This window comes from Muribaculum sp. NM65_B17 (genome assembly GCF_004793735.1).
Lineage (GTDB): Bacteria > Bacteroidota > Bacteroidia > Bacteroidales > Muribaculaceae > Muribaculum > Muribaculum gordoncarteri.
Map to the genome: position 1 here is coordinate 150,001 of NZ_SRYY01000001.1, position 16,102 is coordinate 166,102.

At 49.6% G+C, this 16,102-nt stretch carries 17 protein-coding genes and 1 riboswitch; of the genes, 4 read left to right on the plus strand and 13 right to left on the minus strand.

All coding sequences use genetic code 11. The features are described 5' to 3' along the window. The first annotated feature begins 28 nt into the window (after nucleotides 1-28). Together mutL and E5354_RS00690 are read left to right on the plus strand one after the other, a co-directional pair. The gene (mutL, locus tag E5354_RS00685) at nucleotides 29-1,933 is read left to right on the plus strand and encodes a DNA mismatch repair endonuclease MutL (RefSeq protein ID WP_135946071.1); all 1,905 of its coding nucleotides are present in this window, start codon (nucleotides 29-31) and stop codon (nucleotides 1,931-1,933) included. A gap of 95 nt (nucleotides 1,934-2,028) precedes the next feature. Next, nucleotides 2,029-2,646, plus strand: coding sequence for a porin family protein (locus tag E5354_RS00690; RefSeq protein ID WP_123395923.1), 618 nt, complete (start codon nucleotides 2,029-2,031; stop codon nucleotides 2,644-2,646). Nucleotides 2,647-2,663: 17 nt separating this feature from the next. Here E5354_RS00690 and E5354_RS00695 read toward each other — a convergent pair whose 3' ends face one another. Beyond that, nucleotides 2,664-3,125, minus strand: a complete 462-nt coding sequence (locus tag E5354_RS00695; protein WP_123395922.1) for a type I restriction enzyme HsdR N-terminal domain-containing protein — start codon at nucleotides 3,123-3,125, stop codon at nucleotides 2,664-2,666. A 68-nt stretch (nucleotides 3,126-3,193) separates the two neighbouring features. Here E5354_RS00695 and holA point away from each other — a divergent pair, with 68 nt between their 5' ends. Further along, a complete protein-coding gene (holA, locus tag E5354_RS00700) occupies nucleotides 3,194-4,231 on the plus strand; it encodes a DNA polymerase III subunit delta (RefSeq protein WP_123395921.1) in 1,038 nt (345 codons plus the stop codon). Nucleotides 4,232-4,273: 42 nt separating this feature from the next. Here holA and E5354_RS00705 read toward each other — a convergent pair whose 3' ends face one another. From E5354_RS00705 to E5354_RS00720, 4 genes are all read right to left on the minus strand, one after another. Next, on the minus strand, nucleotides 4,274-4,960 hold the full coding sequence (locus E5354_RS00705; protein WP_123395920.1) for a porin family protein: 687 nt from the start codon (nucleotides 4,958-4,960) through the stop codon (nucleotides 4,274-4,276). Beyond that, a complete protein-coding gene (locus E5354_RS00710) occupies nucleotides 4,961-6,814 on the minus strand; it encodes a LysM peptidoglycan-binding domain-containing protein (protein ID WP_135946072.1) in 1,854 nt (617 codons plus the stop codon). It abuts the gene before it with no gap. 141 nt (nucleotides 6,815-6,955) lie between these two features. Further along, entirely contained in the window at nucleotides 6,956-7,468 is a 513-nt protein-coding gene (locus E5354_RS00715) for an ECF transporter S component (protein WP_135946073.1), read from the minus strand. 144 nt (nucleotides 7,469-7,612) lie between these two features. Continuing rightward, nucleotides 7,613-8,311: an OmpA family protein gene (locus E5354_RS00720; RefSeq protein ID WP_123395917.1), complete on the minus strand. Its 699-nt coding sequence runs from the start codon at nucleotides 8,309-8,311 to the stop codon at nucleotides 7,613-7,615. A gap of 179 nt (nucleotides 8,312-8,490) precedes the next feature. Here E5354_RS00720 and E5354_RS00725 point away from each other — a divergent pair, with 179 nt between their 5' ends. Then, nucleotides 8,491-9,399, plus strand: a complete 909-nt coding sequence (locus E5354_RS00725; RefSeq protein ID WP_123395916.1) for a DMT family transporter — start codon at nucleotides 8,491-8,493, stop codon at nucleotides 9,397-9,399. Here the strand turns inward: E5354_RS00725 and E5354_RS00730 are convergent, their stop codons facing one another. The 8 genes from E5354_RS00730 to thiD form a co-directional block, all read right to left on the minus strand. Next, nucleotides 9,400-9,948: a DNA alkylation repair protein gene (locus tag E5354_RS00730; protein WP_123395915.1), complete on the minus strand. Its 549-nt coding sequence runs from the start codon at nucleotides 9,946-9,948 to the stop codon at nucleotides 9,400-9,402. It lies immediately after the preceding gene. A 69-nt stretch (nucleotides 9,949-10,017) separates the two neighbouring features. Then, the gene (gene thiH, locus E5354_RS00735) at nucleotides 10,018-11,127 is read right to left on the minus strand and encodes a 2-iminoacetate synthase ThiH (RefSeq protein WP_123395914.1); all 1,110 of its coding nucleotides are present in this window, start codon (nucleotides 11,125-11,127) and stop codon (nucleotides 10,018-10,020) included. A 13-nt stretch (nucleotides 11,128-11,140) separates the two neighbouring features. Continuing rightward, entirely contained in the window at nucleotides 11,141-12,841 is a 1,701-nt protein-coding gene (gene thiC, locus E5354_RS00740) for a phosphomethylpyrimidine synthase ThiC (protein ID WP_135946074.1), read from the minus strand. Nucleotides 12,842-12,874: 33 nt separating this feature from the next. Beyond that, the gene (locus E5354_RS00745; RefSeq protein WP_135946075.1) at nucleotides 12,875-13,645 is read right to left on the minus strand and encodes a thiazole synthase; all 771 of its coding nucleotides are present in this window, start codon (nucleotides 13,643-13,645) and stop codon (nucleotides 12,875-12,877) included. Between the two features lie 27 nt (nucleotides 13,646-13,672). Continuing rightward, nucleotides 13,673-14,302 carry a thiamine phosphate synthase gene (locus E5354_RS00750; RefSeq protein WP_123395911.1) on the minus strand — a complete coding sequence of 210 codons (630 nt, stop codon included), beginning with the start codon at nucleotides 14,300-14,302 and terminating at the stop codon, nucleotides 13,673-13,675. Between the two features lie 21 nt (nucleotides 14,303-14,323). After that, the gene (locus E5354_RS00755; RefSeq protein ID WP_135946076.1) at nucleotides 14,324-14,899 is read right to left on the minus strand and encodes a thiamine phosphate synthase; all 576 of its coding nucleotides are present in this window, start codon (nucleotides 14,897-14,899) and stop codon (nucleotides 14,324-14,326) included. Continuing rightward, nucleotides 14,889-15,089 carry a sulfur carrier protein ThiS gene (gene thiS, locus E5354_RS00760; RefSeq protein ID WP_123395909.1) on the minus strand — a complete coding sequence of 67 codons (201 nt, stop codon included), beginning with the start codon at nucleotides 15,087-15,089 and terminating at the stop codon, nucleotides 14,889-14,891. The genes E5354_RS00755 and thiS overlap by 11 nt, the downstream gene beginning before the upstream one ends. Nucleotides 15,090-15,091: 2 nt before the next feature. Then, nucleotides 15,092-15,913: a bifunctional hydroxymethylpyrimidine kinase/phosphomethylpyrimidine kinase gene (gene thiD, locus E5354_RS00765; RefSeq protein WP_135946309.1), complete on the minus strand. Its 822-nt coding sequence runs from the start codon at nucleotides 15,911-15,913 to the stop codon at nucleotides 15,092-15,094. 47 nt (nucleotides 15,914-15,960) lie between these two features. Further along, nucleotides 15,961-16,058: riboswitch (TPP riboswitch) on the minus strand. Between the last annotated feature and the right edge of the window lie 44 nt (nucleotides 16,059-16,102).

The following is a 16,102-nucleotide window of genomic DNA, read 5'->3' on the forward strand; positions in this document are numbered from 1 at the left end:
TGAATTAAATCAAGGAAAACTATATAAAATGAGCGATATAATAAAGCTGTTGCCCGATTCGGTGGCTAACCAGATAGCGGCCGGAGAGGTGATTCAGCGTCCCGCATCGGTGATAAAGGAGTTGGTCGAAAATGCTATAGATGCGGGAGCTACAATCGTAAAAATAATACTTAAAGACGCCGGACGCACTTTGATACAGGTTGTCGACAACGGTTGCGGAATGTCGCCTACCGATGCACGACTGGCATTTGAGCGTCACTCTACATCCAAAATATCACAGGCCTCCGATCTGTTCTCGCTTCACACAATGGGATTCCGTGGCGAGGCTCTTGCTTCGATATGCGCCATATCGCAAGTCGAATTGCGCACTATGCGTAAGGACGACAACATAGGCACACGCATCGTCATCAGCGGCTCGACTGTTGAAAGCCAGGAGCCCGATGTGTGTACGCCGGGAAGCAACATGATGGTCAAGAATCTATTCTTCAATGTGCCCGCAAGGCGAAAGTTCCTTAAAAGCGATCACGTTGAGATGAGCAACATACTCCGTGAGTTTGAGCGCCTTGCATTGGTCAATCCCAATGTGGAGTTTCTGTTGGTACATAACGACACGACTGTCCATCAATTGATGAAATGCTCGTTTAAGCAGCGTATAATCGACCTTTTCGGCAAGGCTCTTGACAAGCAGCTTGTCCCGGTTGAAACCGACACTTCGCTCGTGCGCATATCGGGATTTGTCAGCCGACCGGAAAATGCGCGTAAGAGGGGAGCCTTGCAATATCTGATGGTCAACGGGCGCAATATGCGTCACCCCTATTTCCACAAGGCGGTGATGCAGTGTTACGACCAGTTGATTCCAGCCGATGAGCAACCGTGCTACTTCCTGAACTTCACGGTTGACCCCGATACGATAGATGTCAACATACATCCCACCAAGAACGAGATAAAGTTTGAGAACGAGCAGCCTATATGGCAGATTCTCACGGCTGTCATAAAGGAGGGTCTGGGTAAGTTCAACGCCGTGCCGTCGATTGAATTTGATGTCACCGATGCTCCCGATATTCCCGTGTTCAATCCCAATGCCAATGCCAGCCATGAGGTGAAAATCGACAAGTCATACAACCCCTTCAACACCTCCACGCGTGATTCATCGCCGTCGACATCGGGCGGTTCGTGGCGAAGCGGATTGAATGACGCAACGCAGGATTGGGAGAAGCTTTATGAAGACTTTGCACGTAACCGTGATGAGTCCTACGAAACAATGCGCGGAAGTGCATTGAACGACATGACCGATGATGTCGACCTGTCGGCCGTATCGTCGACCATGAATGATGAGGCAGCCGGTGAACTGGACTTTGGAGCCGTGACCGACAGTCAGAGCGCAATGCAACTCAAGAACCGTTACATATTGTCGCCCTCCAAATCGGGGCTCATGGTCATCGATCAGCATCGCGCTCATGTGAGGATACTCTATGACCGTTACATCGACCTTGCAAATCTCGATGCGTTGAGCACTCAGCGTGTTATATTTCCCGAAGTCGTCGACCTTACCGCCGCGCAAAATGCCGTTATGGAGGGCATAGTCGATGAGGCCAACGCTCTCGGCTTCGACATATCATGTCTGGGCGACAATTCCTGGACGCTTAACGGTATGCCTTCGGTCATGAACGATGTCAATCCGAGGGAACTGATGCTGTCGATGATTGACACGGTTGTCGACGGAAGCGGAAAGATAGCCGATGACCTTCGTCACAACATTGCTTTGTCGATGGCGAGAGCCGCGGCGATAAAGCCGGGGCGTCAGCTTACATCGGCCGAAATGGAGCATCTGCTTGGCGATTTGTTTAAACTTACTACGCCCAACTATACTCCCGACGGGAAAATTATAATAACCATCATAGCAATCGATGACATAGCGCGACTTTTTGCATGATTTTGCGCTTTTCGTCGATATTTCACGATTTTTACACTTCGTTATTGCGTAAATACGTTGACTATCGTTAACTTTGTGCTAAAATAACATTATAAATGAGAAAGTATATTCTATGTCTTGCCCTCGTGGCTTCAATGATAGGCGCATTCAGCGCATCGGCTCAATTCCGTTACGGCCCTATGCTGGGAATCGATATCACCAATCTTAAATTCCGTCAGGACTTGATTACAGTCGACAAGAGTGTGGGATTCTCAACCGGTATAGCCACCGAGATGATGTTTCCCGGCATCGGTTTCGGTGTAAGTTCGGGAATTTTCTATGAGCAGCGCGGTGCCACATTGAATCTCGGTGAAAAGCTCGTGTGGGCTTCGCAGGGTTACGGCAAGGAGCGCAGCTATCTTCATTACATAGAGATACCTATACATCTTCGATTCAAATATACCCGCCTTAACGGAATGGAGGACTATGTCGCTCCCTTTGTGTTCGGTGGCCCGTCATTCAGCATCCTTGCCGCTCACAGTAATGTGAAGGCCTTGAAGTATGCCGGAGGTGAAATGGGACTTACCGTGGGATTGGGTGTCGAGATTTTCAAGAACTGGCAGGTACAGGCAAGCCGCACATGGGGTATGGTCTACGCCGTCAAGACCAAGTTGCTCGATGATTTCAGTGCCAAGAACCGCACTTGGGACATTAGAGTGGTCTACCTATTCTAAGACCCTGCCGTTAATATTTATTGTCGAATCGGCTCTAAATCGGCGTAATCGGGAACTTCTTTCAAAAAATCATAGGACATGTTGTCGTAGTCAATGCGGCAGCAATAGTGGTTCATGCCGTTTGACACGATGAGATAACGTGCATGGAGCACCATGTTGTAACGCACTATCTGGTCAAATGTCGACTGCGAAATCACTATTGACGACGCTTTATACTCGACAATCACCATTGGGGAGCCGTGCTTGTCAAATACCACTGTGTCACAACGGCGACGCGTGCCGTTGAGTGTTATCCCTATTTCGTTGGCCATTAGCGATTCGGGGAATCCCTTATGATTTATAAGATAGTTCACGAAGTGTTGTCTTACCCACTCCTCGGGGGTGAGTATGATGAACTTCTTGCGCAATCGGTCGAAGATTTTTACACCTTCGTCGTCACGTTGCAGTCTTATGTCAAACGATGGCAGGTTCAGCTCCATTCAATATTCTTGTTTGCGTCACTTATTTTCTGTAAATTTACAAAAAAAATTTATTACCGTTATAAGTTATGGCTCAGGCATCGTTGGCAGTTACATTTGAAGGATTGAAATCGCAGCTCGCATCACGCAAATATGCTCCCGTATATTTGCTGCATGGCGAGGAGGGCTACTATATCGACGAGTTGCTGTCGATGTTTGAGAATATAATTCCCGAAGCCGACCGTGACTTTAATCTCTATACATTCTATGCTCCTGAAACAGGGCCTGACACGATAATGGACGCATGTCGCCGTTATCCTATGATGTCGGATTATCAGGTGGTGATAGTGAAGGAAGCACAGGCCATAAGGGCCGACCAGCTTAACCGCTTTCATCTCTATGCTTCACAGCCCACGATGTCGACGATATTGGTGATCAGCTGCCGAGGCGCGCAAGCCAAGGCCAAGGACCTGATAAAGCAGATAAACACGCATGGCGGGGTGGTATTTGAGTCGCAGAAGGTGACCGACCGCAATGCAGGGCCCATAATAAGCGGATTCATAAAGCAGAAGGGTCTTAACATCGAAACCAAGGGACTCGCCATGTTGCGCGACTATGTGGGCACCGACCTTTCGCGACTGTATAATGAAATCGACAAGCTCACGGTGGCTCTTGCACCCGGTTCAACTATAACTCCCGAGGTGATTGAACGCCACATAGGCATGAGCAAGGATTACAATAACTTTGAGCTTGTGAACGCTCTTGCCGTGAAGGATTTCAACCGTGCCTTCAGGATTGTCGACTATTTCCGCCGCAATCCCAAGAATAATCCTGTCGTGGTGACTATAGGCACTATATGGAACTATTTCTCCAATCTGTTGCTTGTAACCTACTGTCGCGACAGAAGCGAGAGTGCGTTATGTGCCGAGATAGGAATACGCCGTTCATGGCTGCCCGACGATTACAAGCAGGGAATGCGCAATTACAATGCGTGGAAGTTGATTGAGATTCTGCACGAGATTCGTGTAGCCGATTGTCGCAGCAAGGGTGTGGGGTCGCGTATGGATTCCTACGACATCCTCAATGACCTCGTGTTTCACATCCTCACTGCTCCCGGCAAGATTTAAAGCCGTTGACATTTATTGTCGAACCGGCTCTTAAAAAGCTTATTATTTCAGTCGATAGCTATAGCCCAGAGTGACGAGTATCGACATTCCTCGTGAAGCCGAGAATGTGTCACGACGCTCATCGGGGAATATGTTGCCGATTCCGAAGTAGTAACGTGCTTCGAGATTTATGAGGTGCTTGCGCTTGATTGTAAATTCAATGCCCGCGCCTCCCGATATTCCGTAGTCAAACTTATTGGTGGGTTCCAATACCATCTGGTCGGTTTCGCGGTTTGGCGGAAAGTCGGGTATGTTGGCTATGTTGTGGACATCGAAGTTGGATGAATAGCTTGTGCTGATCATGTATCCCACCTCGGGACCGAGATTGAAGAACCCTTTTACGGTGCGTCCTCCAAAGAATATGTGGGTGAGAAGAGGCAGCTGTATATAGTTGAGTTTGCGTTCAAAGCTGAACGGCGCACCCTCGAAATTCTCCTTCCATCCGCGTTGCTCCAGGTTTAATTCGGCTATCAGTCCGAAGTGACGCTCCTCCCAATAGCGCACTGTTATACCCATCGTTTCACCCACTACAAATGATTGCTTGGTACTGGGTGCGAACGACATTTTGGAGAGTGTGACACCGGCTTTACCGCCTATCGCTACTTTTGAGGTATAGTGAGCCTGTGCCGATGCGGTCAAGCCAACGACCGACAGCAGCAGAGCCAATGCTATATTGCGAATCATGTTCATTTACAGTGGAAGTTTTTCGATTACTCCTGACGGACGGAAATTGATGAAGTACAATCGGTCGTTTATTACACCTTCCGATTCGGCGGGCTTTGAGAAGTGGTAGCCGCTTTGGATTCCGTCGTAAGAGTAATGTGAATTGTTCAACCCGTTGTTGTCACGGTGTATCGCATTGATTATATAGAATCCGGTGTCGAATCCGAGGATGCCCTGTACGGGAATCGCGCTCATCATGGGTGAGCCGTACCAGCGCTTGTAGAGTTCGGCGAAGTCACGCGAGCGGTAGCTTGAGTCGTCGTTGAAGAAGCGTGAGTAGATAGTTGAGTTCATCGTGTGCAGATTTTCGAGCATGTCGCTGCGGAAAGTAATCCATTCGGGATATCCGAAGAGGCGCACATTGTTGTAGTCCAGAAGATTTTCGCGATAGGTCTTCAGAGCTCCTATGATGTGAGAGAACTCGGTCTGTGTTCCCGAAGCGGGTACGAATATGTAACGGTTGTCATGCTCAAGCTGTGCAAGGTCGCTCTCCTTCAGATAGCCCGAATAGTGTATCTCGGTGAATGGGAGGTTGCGTGACGACAGCTCGGAGCGGAGCTTGTTGACAAATTCAATCTTATCGGTCTTGCCTTCGTTGGGGATAAGCAGCACGGGCATGTAGTCCATGTAGGAGCCGAGCAATGCGGTGACGGCTTCGTCATACATGTCGGAGTGGGGGATGTTGGCCTGCATTACAGCCTTGTTGTTTTTGTACAACTCGCTCTTTACGGCAAAGATGTTCATTACATTCATGTCATGCTGTAGCGCGAAGTCCGAGATGGCATTGAGCTGAGCCTCGTCGTCGGGAGCGATTATGATGTCATATACACCGAAGTCGGGCGAAGTCATGAGGTTGCGCACGGTGTCGATGCTTGCCGCCGTGTCAAATGCGCGGATGTTGATTTTGCTGCCTATGTTGCGCAGGCTGTCGACTGCGATGAGGAATCCTTTGTAGAACTCGGTGTATAGCTGAGTCTGCTTGTCGGGTTTCTCCTGATCGAGCATGAAGGGAAGCATCACGGCTATGTCGACTGAGTTGTCGACAATTGTAGAGTCGCTCTCCTCCGATTGTTCTTCGGTTGCTTCATCCCCCGACAGCTCTTCGGCATCGGTGTCCTCCTCGTTATAATAGTCGTTGACGGTAGTCGCGGGTATGGCCGGCACTACAGGTTCCCGTTTTAGTTCAGGTGCTGCCTCTTGCTCGGTTCCCGTTTCTTCAGCCACGACGGTGGTTTCGGTTTCGGGCTCTTGTTCCGGCTGGGTTGCAGGTTCTTCGTCCCTTATATAGTTGTCGGCTTCGGCAACATCAGCTTCCGATGATGTCGATGTCACATGATTTCCGCTTTTGGGGATATTGAGCACCACTCCCTGTTTTAGACCGTGGGCTATCGATGGATTTGCCGCAATCAGCTCCTCTTCGGTTATTCCGTAGTGTTTGCTGATTCCGTAGATGGTTTCACCTTTCTCCACGAAATGGGTTGACTCTACCGATGCTACATCGATGGTTTTTGGCTTGGACTTTTCTTGGGGAGCTTCCTTTTCCGCTGTAATCTGGTCCATTTCGTCGACAGGGAAATAGAGAATCTGGTTGGCGCGCAGTCCGTCGGCCACAACGGGGTTGTATTTTATAAGTTCTGCTTTGGTCAGTCCGAATTGTTTGCACAAACTGTAGATTGTTTCTTTCGGCTTAACCTGGTAATAGTAGTATTCTTTACCGTTTATTTTCTTTATGAGAAGCTCGATTGCCTGCATTGCTCCTGCCGTGAGAATCAGCATCAAAGCGGAGGCTGTAAGCTTTATGAACGGGTTGCGAAATTTCATAATTCAAAACTGCGTTATTATCAACACAAAGGTAAGAAACATTTTTCGTTATCTCAAAACATTATGTTTAAAACCATAAAAAATGAAAGGACAGGAGAATATTTTCCTTCCTGTCCTTTCATTATGAATTATAAGTGTGACTTACTTGTTGAGGATGTAGCGTATTGTGAGGTAGCCGCCTATTACCTGGAAAGCCAGTCCGGGAAGTCCGGTGGTAAGGTCGGAGAGTGCGGCTGAGAATGAGTTTATCATGAGTGCCTCGACAGCGGTTCCTATCAGCTGATAGCTGATGACTATGCCAAGAATCACGATGATTGATAGTCGGTTGAATTTATGAGCGAAGCATGATGCTGTTGCTGCAAGGATGAGGCTCTTCATTGTGATGATCGGGAGCATCGCTACGGGAGGCATACCAAACATCATGGAGTTGATGAGCGGCGACATAAGCGCGGTGATGACTCCGACGCGCCATCCGAATTTGTAGGCTCCAACAAGAGTAAAGAAGTATATCGGTAACCAGGTGAGGCCGCCTCCGGGCACGAGGTGACATATCTGGGGCAAAACTACATTGCCTACGACAAAAAGTGCTGCGATGATGTAGGTGCGTACATCGCGGTATTCAAGCGAATGAAGACGGATGGATTGTGCGGTCATGATTTTTGATGCTGTTAAATGTTTATGTTGCAAAATTAACATTATTCTTCAATGTGGACAATCACAATGTCTTAAAAATGAAAAAAATCGGGATGCACTATATCAGTTAGTGCACCCCGATGTGTTATGTCGCAATATTGTATATTACAATGTTCCGTTCTCGGCGTCCTGAATCATTTGCGGACTTGCGGTGATGTAGATCTCTACACGACGGTTCTGAGCACGTCCTTCAGGAGTATCATTTGAAGCTACATAGTCGGCCATGGGCACACCCTGAGCTGAAAGACGGGTAGGCTGGATGCCCGAGTTGACGAGATAGGAGAGCACTGCATCGGCACGGCCGGTTGATACTCTTTCATTTACAGCGTAGCCACCGGTGTTGTCGGTGAATCCGAAGATCTGTACATCGGTGAGGGGATTTTCACGCAATGACACGACAAACTTGGAGAGATCCTGCTTTGCCGACGGGCTGAGTGTAGTTCCGTTGGTGGGGAAGAGGATTCCGCCGGGGAATGTCACCTTGATTGCCTGTAATCCGTTTTGGTCGGTTGTCTGTTCAACCTTTGTATCCTCGGGCAGAGCAGCCTGAAGTTCCTGCTGCTGCTTGTCCATCTTCTTTCCGATAAGGGCACCTGCTCCGGCACCTACTGCAGCACCGATTGCACTACCGATACCGGCACCTTTACCGCCACCGATAAGAGCGCCTATGCCGGCACCTAAGGCACCGCCGCCACCGCCACCGATAAGAGCTCCCTTTCCGGTGTTGGTCATTGAACTACATCCCGATGAAACAAGAATGCACACGGCTAATAATGCCGCACCTGTAAGCTTAATAAGTTTCATAGTTTCTAATTTTACATTTTAACTTAATTCGAGATGGCAAAGTTAACATTTTATTTTACTCGCACGCTATCTCGAAGTGATTTTATTTACTTATAAATACAAGAGAAAAGGTTGAATTGTTTGCCGTTTGTGCGAAATTTTGAGTAAGTTTGCACAAAAGTTTTTAATAGGGCGTTTATATGAGCGTTAATTTAAGAGCAAATCAGTCAAAGGCATTGTGGTATCATCTTGGAGCACTGCTCACTGTCACGGCATGGGGCGTTTCGTTTGTGTCGACCAAGGTTCTTCTGGAGCACGGGATTAACCCGACTGAAGTATATGTGGTGAGAACCCTTCTTGCCTATTTGCTTGTGCTGTGTGTGTGTCATAAGCGTATATTTTCCAACTCGCTTCGCGATGAATTGCTCTTTGTTTCATGCGGTCTTTGCGCCGGATCACTCTATTTCATAGCTGAAAACACGGCGCTTGAATATACGCTTGTATCTAATGTATCGCTCATTGTAACCCTTTCACCGCTCATTACTACACTCTTGGTGGGAGCCATCTACAAGAATGAACGCCCGGGCAAGGGCGTGCTGATGGGCTCGCTTATCGCATTCCTTGGCGTGGGATGCGTCATTTTCAACAGTAGTTTTGTGCTGGATGTGAAGCCGCTGGGTGACTTGTTGTCGCTTTCGGCCGCAGTGTGTTGGTCGGTCTACAGTCTTGTGCTCAGGAAACTGAGTGCATTTTACACCGTGATGTTCATCTCGCGCAAGACATTCTTTTACGGAATGGTGACAGCCATTCCTTTTCTGATTGCCATTCCCGAACACACTCCGCTTGACGTGTACCTGCAGTTTGATGTATGGAGCAATTTCTTGTTCCTTGGCGTGTTCTGTTCGATGATAGCTTTCATTATATGGGCTTTCACCGTAAAGGGATTGGGTGCAATAAAAGCCAACAACTATCTTTATGTACAACCGATAATAACGCTGATAGCGTCAGCGTTGCTATTGAGTGAAAAGGTGTCGATTGTCGGCTATGTAGGCTGTTCGCTGATACTGTTGGGTGTGTGGATCAGCGATCGCATGAGTCGATGCCGTTAGTCAATTGTCTTCTTCCAGAAAACTGATTTCATCGAGCAACGGGCGGCACACCGATGCCGTAAGGTTGCAACCGTGCTGCATTTCGCTTTCGGCGTAGGCTTTCACTTCGGTTATGCGATTGGGGAGCAGGTTGAACATCAACCGCAATGCCGTGTATCGCACCATGTCGTTTTCCGACAATATAAGCTCATCGGCAAGTTGTGATGCGAAGTCCATGTGTCGCAGCAGTTTCATGCACAGAATGTCGGCTACTTCGGGAGTGGTTATGCTGTTGCACCATCGGCGTGCGGTGGCGATGTCGTATTGCTCGTGCGGATATATCATTGGTGCGAGCAACATGCTTTCGCGTGTCGAGGTATTGTTCCAGAGTGCTTCGGCCATTTCCGCTGACTTGGCTGTGTTGCGTGCTATCTCGTTGAGCTGTGGGAGGTTGACTCCGAATATTATGCGGTAGGGCGCTCCTTGCCGACGCATGTTGTCGGCTATCGCGCCGTTGCGCATTGCATAGAATTGATGCTTTATCTGCTGCATCGGATTGAATTCGGCCATAGCGTGGTGATGATTGTTTTGTTAAGCTGTGGCGGAAATATCGTCCGCCACAGCTGTTGATTGTGATGTTCAGTCAAAGATTTTGTCCCAGTCCTTCCACACGACTTCGTAACCGAGTTCGTGTATGCGTCGGGCTACGTTCACGGGCGAGCGGTCGTCGCTCACCTCAAATTGCTCCAGAGAGTCGGGTTCGACTGAATAGCCTCCCGGATCGGTCTTGCTTCCGGCACTCATCGAAGTCACTCCCAGTTTCATCATGTTGTCGCGGAATGCAGGATTCTCGCGTGTGGAGTAGCTTATGTCGACATCATGGTCGAAGATGCGGAATGCGAATGTGACTTGCGCAAGTTCGCGGTCCGACATTATCACATTGGGTTGGAAATGTCCTTCCGACGGACGCATTCTCGGGAAATTGACCGAGTATTTCGTCATCCAGTAATTTTTGCGCAGGTAACGCAGATGACGCGCCATCATGGTTATGTCGGTGCGCCAGTCCTCAAGTCCGATGAGAACACCCATGCCTATCTTGTGTACGCCGGCCTGTCCCATTCGGTCATATCCGTTGAGTCGCCAATCGTATATAGACTTCATTCCTGCCGGATGATACTTTTTGTAATTGGCCTCGTTGTAGGTTTCCTGGAAGCATACCACGCCGTTGAGTCCCGATTTTGTAAGCCGATAGTAGTCGTCGGATTTCATTGGCTGAACCTCGATTGTGAGGTTGTTGAAATAGGGACGGCATGTCTGTAACGCCTTCTCAAGATAATCGACACCCGCCTTGGCAGGATTTTCCCCGGTGACAATCAGCAGGTTCTCAAATGGACCGAGGTTGCGTATGGCCTTGCATTCCTGCTCGATTTGCTCCATAGTGAGAATTGTGCGCTTAAACGGATTGTTGTGATTGAATCCGCAATAAACGCATGAGTTGGTGCATGAATTTGTGATGTAGAGCGGAATGTACATGCTGATAGTCTTGCCGAATCGTTCCTGAGTGTAACGCTGGCTCAATTGTGCCATAGGCTCGATGTAGGCGGCTCCGGCAGGTGATATCAAAGCCATGAAATCGTCGATGCTCAGGTGTTCCTTGCCGAGGGCTATCTCGACATCACGCGCTGTTTTGGCTGCTATGCAGCGCGTGGTGTCGTTCCAGTCATATTTTTTTATTTCGTCATAAAACATTTTAGTAACTGATTTATTTTACACAATTGTCGGCTACGGCCTGCGATATTCGCATTGCACAGAAGTTGGGGCCGCACATTGTGCAGAAGTGGTCGTCGTCCTTGTGGCTCTCGACATAGTATTGACGGGCGCGTGCCGGGTCGAGCGACAGGTTGAACTGATCCTTCCATCGGAAGTCATAGCGGGCCTTGCTCATGGCGTTGTCACGCACCTGTGCTCCCGGATGTCCCTTGGCAAGGTCGGCGGCATGGGCGGCAATCTTGTAGGTTATCACGCCGTTGCGCACATCCTCAAGATTGGGAAGCGCAAGGTGTTCCTTGGGTGTAACGTAGCATATCATTGCCGTGCCGAGCCATGCAATCTGCGCTGCTCCTATGGCCGATGTTATGTGGTCGTAACCCGGTGCTATGTCGGTAGTGAGCGGGCCGAGCGTGTAGAAGGGTGCTTCGTGACATGCCGACATCTGACGCTCCATGTTCTCCTTTATTTTGTTCATGGGCACGTGGCCGGGGCCTTCGATTAGCACCTGCACGTTGTGACGCCATGCGATTTCCGTGAGTTGGCCGAGTACATCGAGTTCGAGGAACTGCGAGCGGTCGTTGGCATCGTGGATGCTTCCGGGCCGCATTCCGTCGCCAAGTGACACGGCGACATCATATTGGGCGAGAATTTCGCATATTTCCTCAAAGTGGGTGTACAGGAAGTTTTCGCTGTCGTGTAATGCGGCCCATTGGGTCATTATAGAACCGCCACGCGATACGATTCCGGTGAGTCGCTCGCCTATTAGGTCGGCGTGAGCTCGAAGCACTCCGGCGTGTATGGTGAAGTAGTCGACTCCCTGTTCGGCTTGTTCGATGAGTGTGTCACGATATATTTCCCATGTGAGATCCTTGACATTGCCGTTGACTTTCTCCAATGCCTGGTACACGGGCACGGTGCCCATTGGCACGGGACAGTTGCGTATTATCCATTCACGGGTTTCGTGAATGTTGTCGCCTGTTGAAAGGTCCATCAGTGTGTCACCTCCCCAATAGCAGCTCCACACGGCTTTATTGACTTCCTCCTCGATGCCCGACGATAGGGCCGAGTTGCCGATATTGGTGTTAAGCTTGACGAGAAATTTGCTTCCGATTATCATCGGTTCGCTTTCGGGATGGTTTATGTTGGCAGGAAGCACCGCACGGCCGGCTGCTATTTCGTCACGCACGAGTTGGGGCGTGATGTGACTCTTTATGCCAAGCTTGTCGTTGTTCATGTTCTCGCGTATGGCCACATACTCCATTTCGGGAGTTATGATGCCTTGCTTGGCAAGTGCCATTTGTGTTATCGCACAACCTTTTTTTGCACGGCGAGGTGCGTAACGGTTGGCAAATCGGATTGAATCAAGGCCCTTGTCGGCTTCACGCTGTCGGCCATATTCCGAAGTTATGCCCGGCAACTGCTCCAGGTCGTCACGTTGCGATAGCCACTTTTCACGTGTTCGGGGAAGTCCTTTGTTTATGTCGATCGTTATATCGGGGTCAGTGTATGCACCGCTTGTGTCGTAGACATAAACAGGGGCGTTTTCATGCATCATCTTTTCGCCGTTTATGATTTTCACTGTGGGCGTTAGGTCGATGCGGCGCATGGGTACGCGTATGTCGTGGAGTTTCCCTTCTATGTATGTCTTTGTCGAACCGGGATAGTTGCGGACATCTATATTGTTTATTTCCATAATTGAGTGTGATGTGATTGAAGTTGGGCGTTCCTAATCGAGAAACGAGGTGAGGGGAGAGGTTGCTTGCGCGAATGTGCTTTGTCTGCCGAGTCCTGCGAGATAAGCTTTGCGCCCGGCTTCGACTGCGAGCTTGAACGCTACGGCCATCTCCACCGGATTGCCGGCAACGGCTATTGCGGTGTTCACAAGTACGGCATCGGCACCCATCTCCATTGCGTCGGCGGCATGTGACGGGGCTCCGAGTCCGGCATCGATTACTACGGGAACGCGGCTCTCGGCTATTATTATCTCAAGAAGGTCGCGGGTTTTCAGTCCTTTGTTGGTGCCTATGGGTGCGCCGAGCGGCATTACGGCTGCTGAACCTACCTCTTCAAGGCGTTTGCACAGCACTGGATCGGCCTGGATGTAGGGCAGAACCACAAATCCTTCGCGGGCAAGCACCTCGGTAGCTTTCAGCGTTTCGATGGGGTCGGGGAGCAGATATTTCGGGTCGGGATGGATTTCAAGCTTGATGAAGTCGGTCCCGAAACAGTCGCGTGACAATTTTGCGGCAAGAATAGCTTCTTCGGCGTTGCGCACTCCCGATGTGTTGGGAAGAAATTGCACTTTGTCGCGATTGATGTGACGCATCATGTCATCGTCCTCTTCATGCTGCATGTCGATGCGTTTCATCGCTACGGTAATCATTTCGGATCCTGATACGATTATGGATTCAAGCATAAGCTTGTTGGAGGGAAACTTTCCCGTGCCTACGAAAAGGCGTGAACTGAAGTCGCGTCCTCCGATTTTAAGTAAGTCCATTTTGTGATAATGATATGTTATTTGTTATTATTGTTGTTGTCCTTTTTTAAGACGCGATATGACCTCTTCGGTGTATTTCACCGGGTCGTCGGCGTTGATTATTGAGCCTGCCATGGCTATGCCCTGGACTCCTGTCGACATTATGTCGTCGATGTCGTCGAGTGTTATGCCTCCTATGGCTACGATGGGAAGCTCATTGCCGGCTTTGCGTACTTCATCAACTATCTTGCGATAGCCGTCGATGCCGAGCACGGGCGACAGCTTTTTCTTTGTAGTGGTGTAGCGGAACGGGCCAAGTCCTATGTAGTCTACATCAATGCCCTTGAACGCCAGGATGTCGTCGGCCGTATTTGCCGTGACTCCTATTATTGCATGAGGCCCGAGGTATTCACGGGCTTCGGCCGCAGGCATGTCCTCCTTTCCGAGATGAACGCCGTGAACGTGCAGTTCCTTCACGAGTTCCACATTGTCGTCAATTACGAGAATCACATCGTTTTCGCGACAGACGGGAATTATTTCCAGCGCGGTTTCACGCTGTTGCTCGTAGGATGCATCTTTCATGCGCAACTGTATCCATTTGCAGCCGCCTTCAATGGCCATCTGCACCTCTTCGGCTATGGAATATTTGTCGGATGCGTTTGTTATAAATTGTAGCATTGCTGATTTATGTTATAATGTTTACTTGAATTCTTTGAGCTTTTGTCGCAATTCATCGATGCTGTTGGAATTGAACAGATAGCCGAGCACGGCATATCCGATGAAAGGATATTGATTGACGGCATCGATGCGTAATGGCGTTACCCCGCCAAGGGCTACGGCATTGCGGCATTTCATGGCCGACAATTGGTCGGATGAAAACGCCGATGTATAGCCTGGCTTTGATATGCTGTCGAAAATTGGGCTTAATGTGACATATTCCATCTCGATGAAACGCTCGGCCTTGTCGATAGCGTGACATGTGCGGCTAATATTGCCGCTATAGAGCCGTGGTGCTTCGGGACAACGTGAATTAAGATGTATTCCACCGAGGTTGAATTCATTCAGCAGCTCAAAATGGCCGTGTAGCTTCAACCGGTTGTGGAATCGCTGTGGAATCGCCTCGATCAGGCGGCGCATATCATGGGTTGTTGCCGACGGATGTCGCAGATGCACGTAATCCCACCCGTCCTCAAGTATCGCGACGATGTATTCATGCTCGTCAGCAATGGGAACGGGTGGAGTTATAGCGATTTTCATCATGGGCTTATCCGCCATAGAAAGGCTTTATGATGATGATTGAGTCGCCTTCGTGGAGCTCGGTTGTGTCACGCTCTATCATGGGAATTACATTGCCGTTGAGGCCTGTCGCGATTCCGTCGGGAGCGATTCCGCTCAAGTTCAATGCACCCTGAAGCGTTGTTCCTTCGGGTACAGTCACCGATTTGTCATTAATTTTTATTTCCATAACTATATAGGGTTAGTTGGTTCTAATCGATGGGGCGCAAACAGGTGGTTGACCGGTCCGTGTCCGTGGCCTATTGTCACATCGGCACCGTTGCGCAAAGCTGCCGAGATGTAGTCTTTGGCGGTTGTTACGCTGTCGTGCATCGACATTCCGAGAGCCAGGCAGCTTGCTATGGCCGATGAAAGTGTGCATCCGGTGCCGTGGGTGTTGGGGGTGTTGATGCGTTCATGTGAAAGGCACAGGATTTTGTCGCACCCTTCAAGTGACAGGTAGTCGGTCGAGGTGCCTGAGTCCGACGATTTGTCGCCGCCTTTCAGCAGAATGTCGTGGGCTCCGAGTGTCCTCAATGCTTCAATCTGAAGTACTATATCGTCGGTGCCGCTAAGTGCCCGGGCTTCATTTGCATTTGGAGTTATGATGCGTGACATTGGCATGAGGCGATTCTTTATCAGCTCGATTGCTTCGTCGTCAATCAGCGGGTCGCCCGAAGTGGCAATCATCACCGGGTCGAGTACAATGTTGTCGGCTTTGTTGCGTTCAAGGGCATCGGCTACCGATGCAACGATGTCGGGCGAGAAGAGCATGCCTATTTTCACCGCATCGGGACGGATGTCGCGGTAAACGGCATCAATCTGCCCGGCAACTATGTCGGGCCTTATCCCTTGTACATCGGTGACGCCGAGAGTGTTTTGCACCGTTATAGCGGTTATCGCAGTCATGGCGTAAACACCAAATGCCGACATTGTCTTGATGTCGGCTTGTATTCCTGCGCCTCCCGAACAATCGGAGCCCGCTATCGAAAGTGCTGTGCGGTAAGTCTTCATTTTGCTCATAAGTTCTCATAAAGGCAAAAAGGGTCGACTCACTAATGGATGAATTGTCCGACAATCCCTGCGCCGGTGTTGTCCGTTTCAGGTTCGGAGGGTATGATCTCAGCTCACATCGTCAGTGGCACCCCTTTGTCTGTGATGCAAAATTATATAGTTCTTGCATCATAACCAAATGTTAGCCCC

Excerpts from the sequence above, each read along its gene's own strand:
- thiS (WP_123395909.1), bottom strand. The coding sequence starts at position 15,089 with ATGGAAATAAAAATTAATGACAAATCGGTGACTGTACCCGAAGGAACA.
- thiC (WP_135946074.1), bottom strand. The coding sequence starts at position 12,841 with ATGGAAATAAACAATATAGATGTCCGCAACTATCCCGGTTCGACAAAG.
- thiH (WP_123395914.1), bottom strand. The coding sequence starts at position 11,127 with ATGTTTTATGACGAAATAAAAAAATATGACTGGAACGACACCACGCGC.
- E5354_RS00715 (WP_135946073.1), bottom strand. The coding sequence starts at position 7,468 with ATGACCGCACAATCCATCCGTCTTCATTCGCTTGAATACCGCGATGTA.
- E5354_RS00705 (WP_123395920.1), bottom strand. The coding sequence starts at position 4,960 with ATGAACATGATTCGCAATATAGCATTGGCTCTGCTGCTGTCGGTCGTT.
- E5354_RS00690 (WP_123395923.1), top strand. The coding sequence starts at position 2,029 with ATGAGAAAGTATATTCTATGTCTTGCCCTCGTGGCTTCAATGATAGGC.
- E5354_RS00695 (WP_123395922.1), bottom strand. The coding sequence starts at position 3,125 with ATGGAGCTGAACCTGCCATCGTTTGACATAAGACTGCAACGTGACGAC.
- E5354_RS00755 (WP_135946076.1), bottom strand. The coding sequence starts at position 14,899 with ATGGCGGATAAGCCCATGATGAAAATCGCTATAACTCCACCCGTTCCC.
- holA (WP_123395921.1), top strand. The coding sequence starts at position 3,194 with ATGGCTCAGGCATCGTTGGCAGTTACATTTGAAGGATTGAAATCGCAG.
- E5354_RS00720 (WP_123395917.1), bottom strand. The coding sequence starts at position 8,311 with ATGAAACTTATTAAGCTTACAGGTGCGGCATTATTAGCCGTGTGCATT.
- thiD (WP_135946309.1), bottom strand. The coding sequence starts at position 15,913 with ATGAAGACTTACCGCACAGCACTTTCGATAGCGGGCTCCGATTGTTCG.
- E5354_RS00745 (WP_135946075.1), bottom strand. The coding sequence starts at position 13,645 with ATGGACTTACTTAAAATCGGAGGACGCGACTTCAGTTCACGCCTTTTC.
- E5354_RS00750 (WP_123395911.1), bottom strand. The coding sequence starts at position 14,302 with ATGCTACAATTTATAACAAACGCATCCGACAAATATTCCATAGCCGAA.
- E5354_RS00710 (WP_135946072.1), bottom strand. The coding sequence starts at position 6,814 with ATGAAATTTCGCAACCCGTTCATAAAGCTTACAGCCTCCGCTTTGATG.
- mutL (WP_135946071.1), top strand. The coding sequence starts at position 29 with ATGAGCGATATAATAAAGCTGTTGCCCGATTCGGTGGCTAACCAGATA.
- E5354_RS00725 (WP_123395916.1), top strand. The coding sequence starts at position 8,491 with ATGAGCGTTAATTTAAGAGCAAATCAGTCAAAGGCATTGTGGTATCAT.
- E5354_RS00730 (WP_123395915.1), bottom strand. The coding sequence starts at position 9,948 with ATGGCCGAATTCAATCCGATGCAGCAGATAAAGCATCAATTCTATGCA.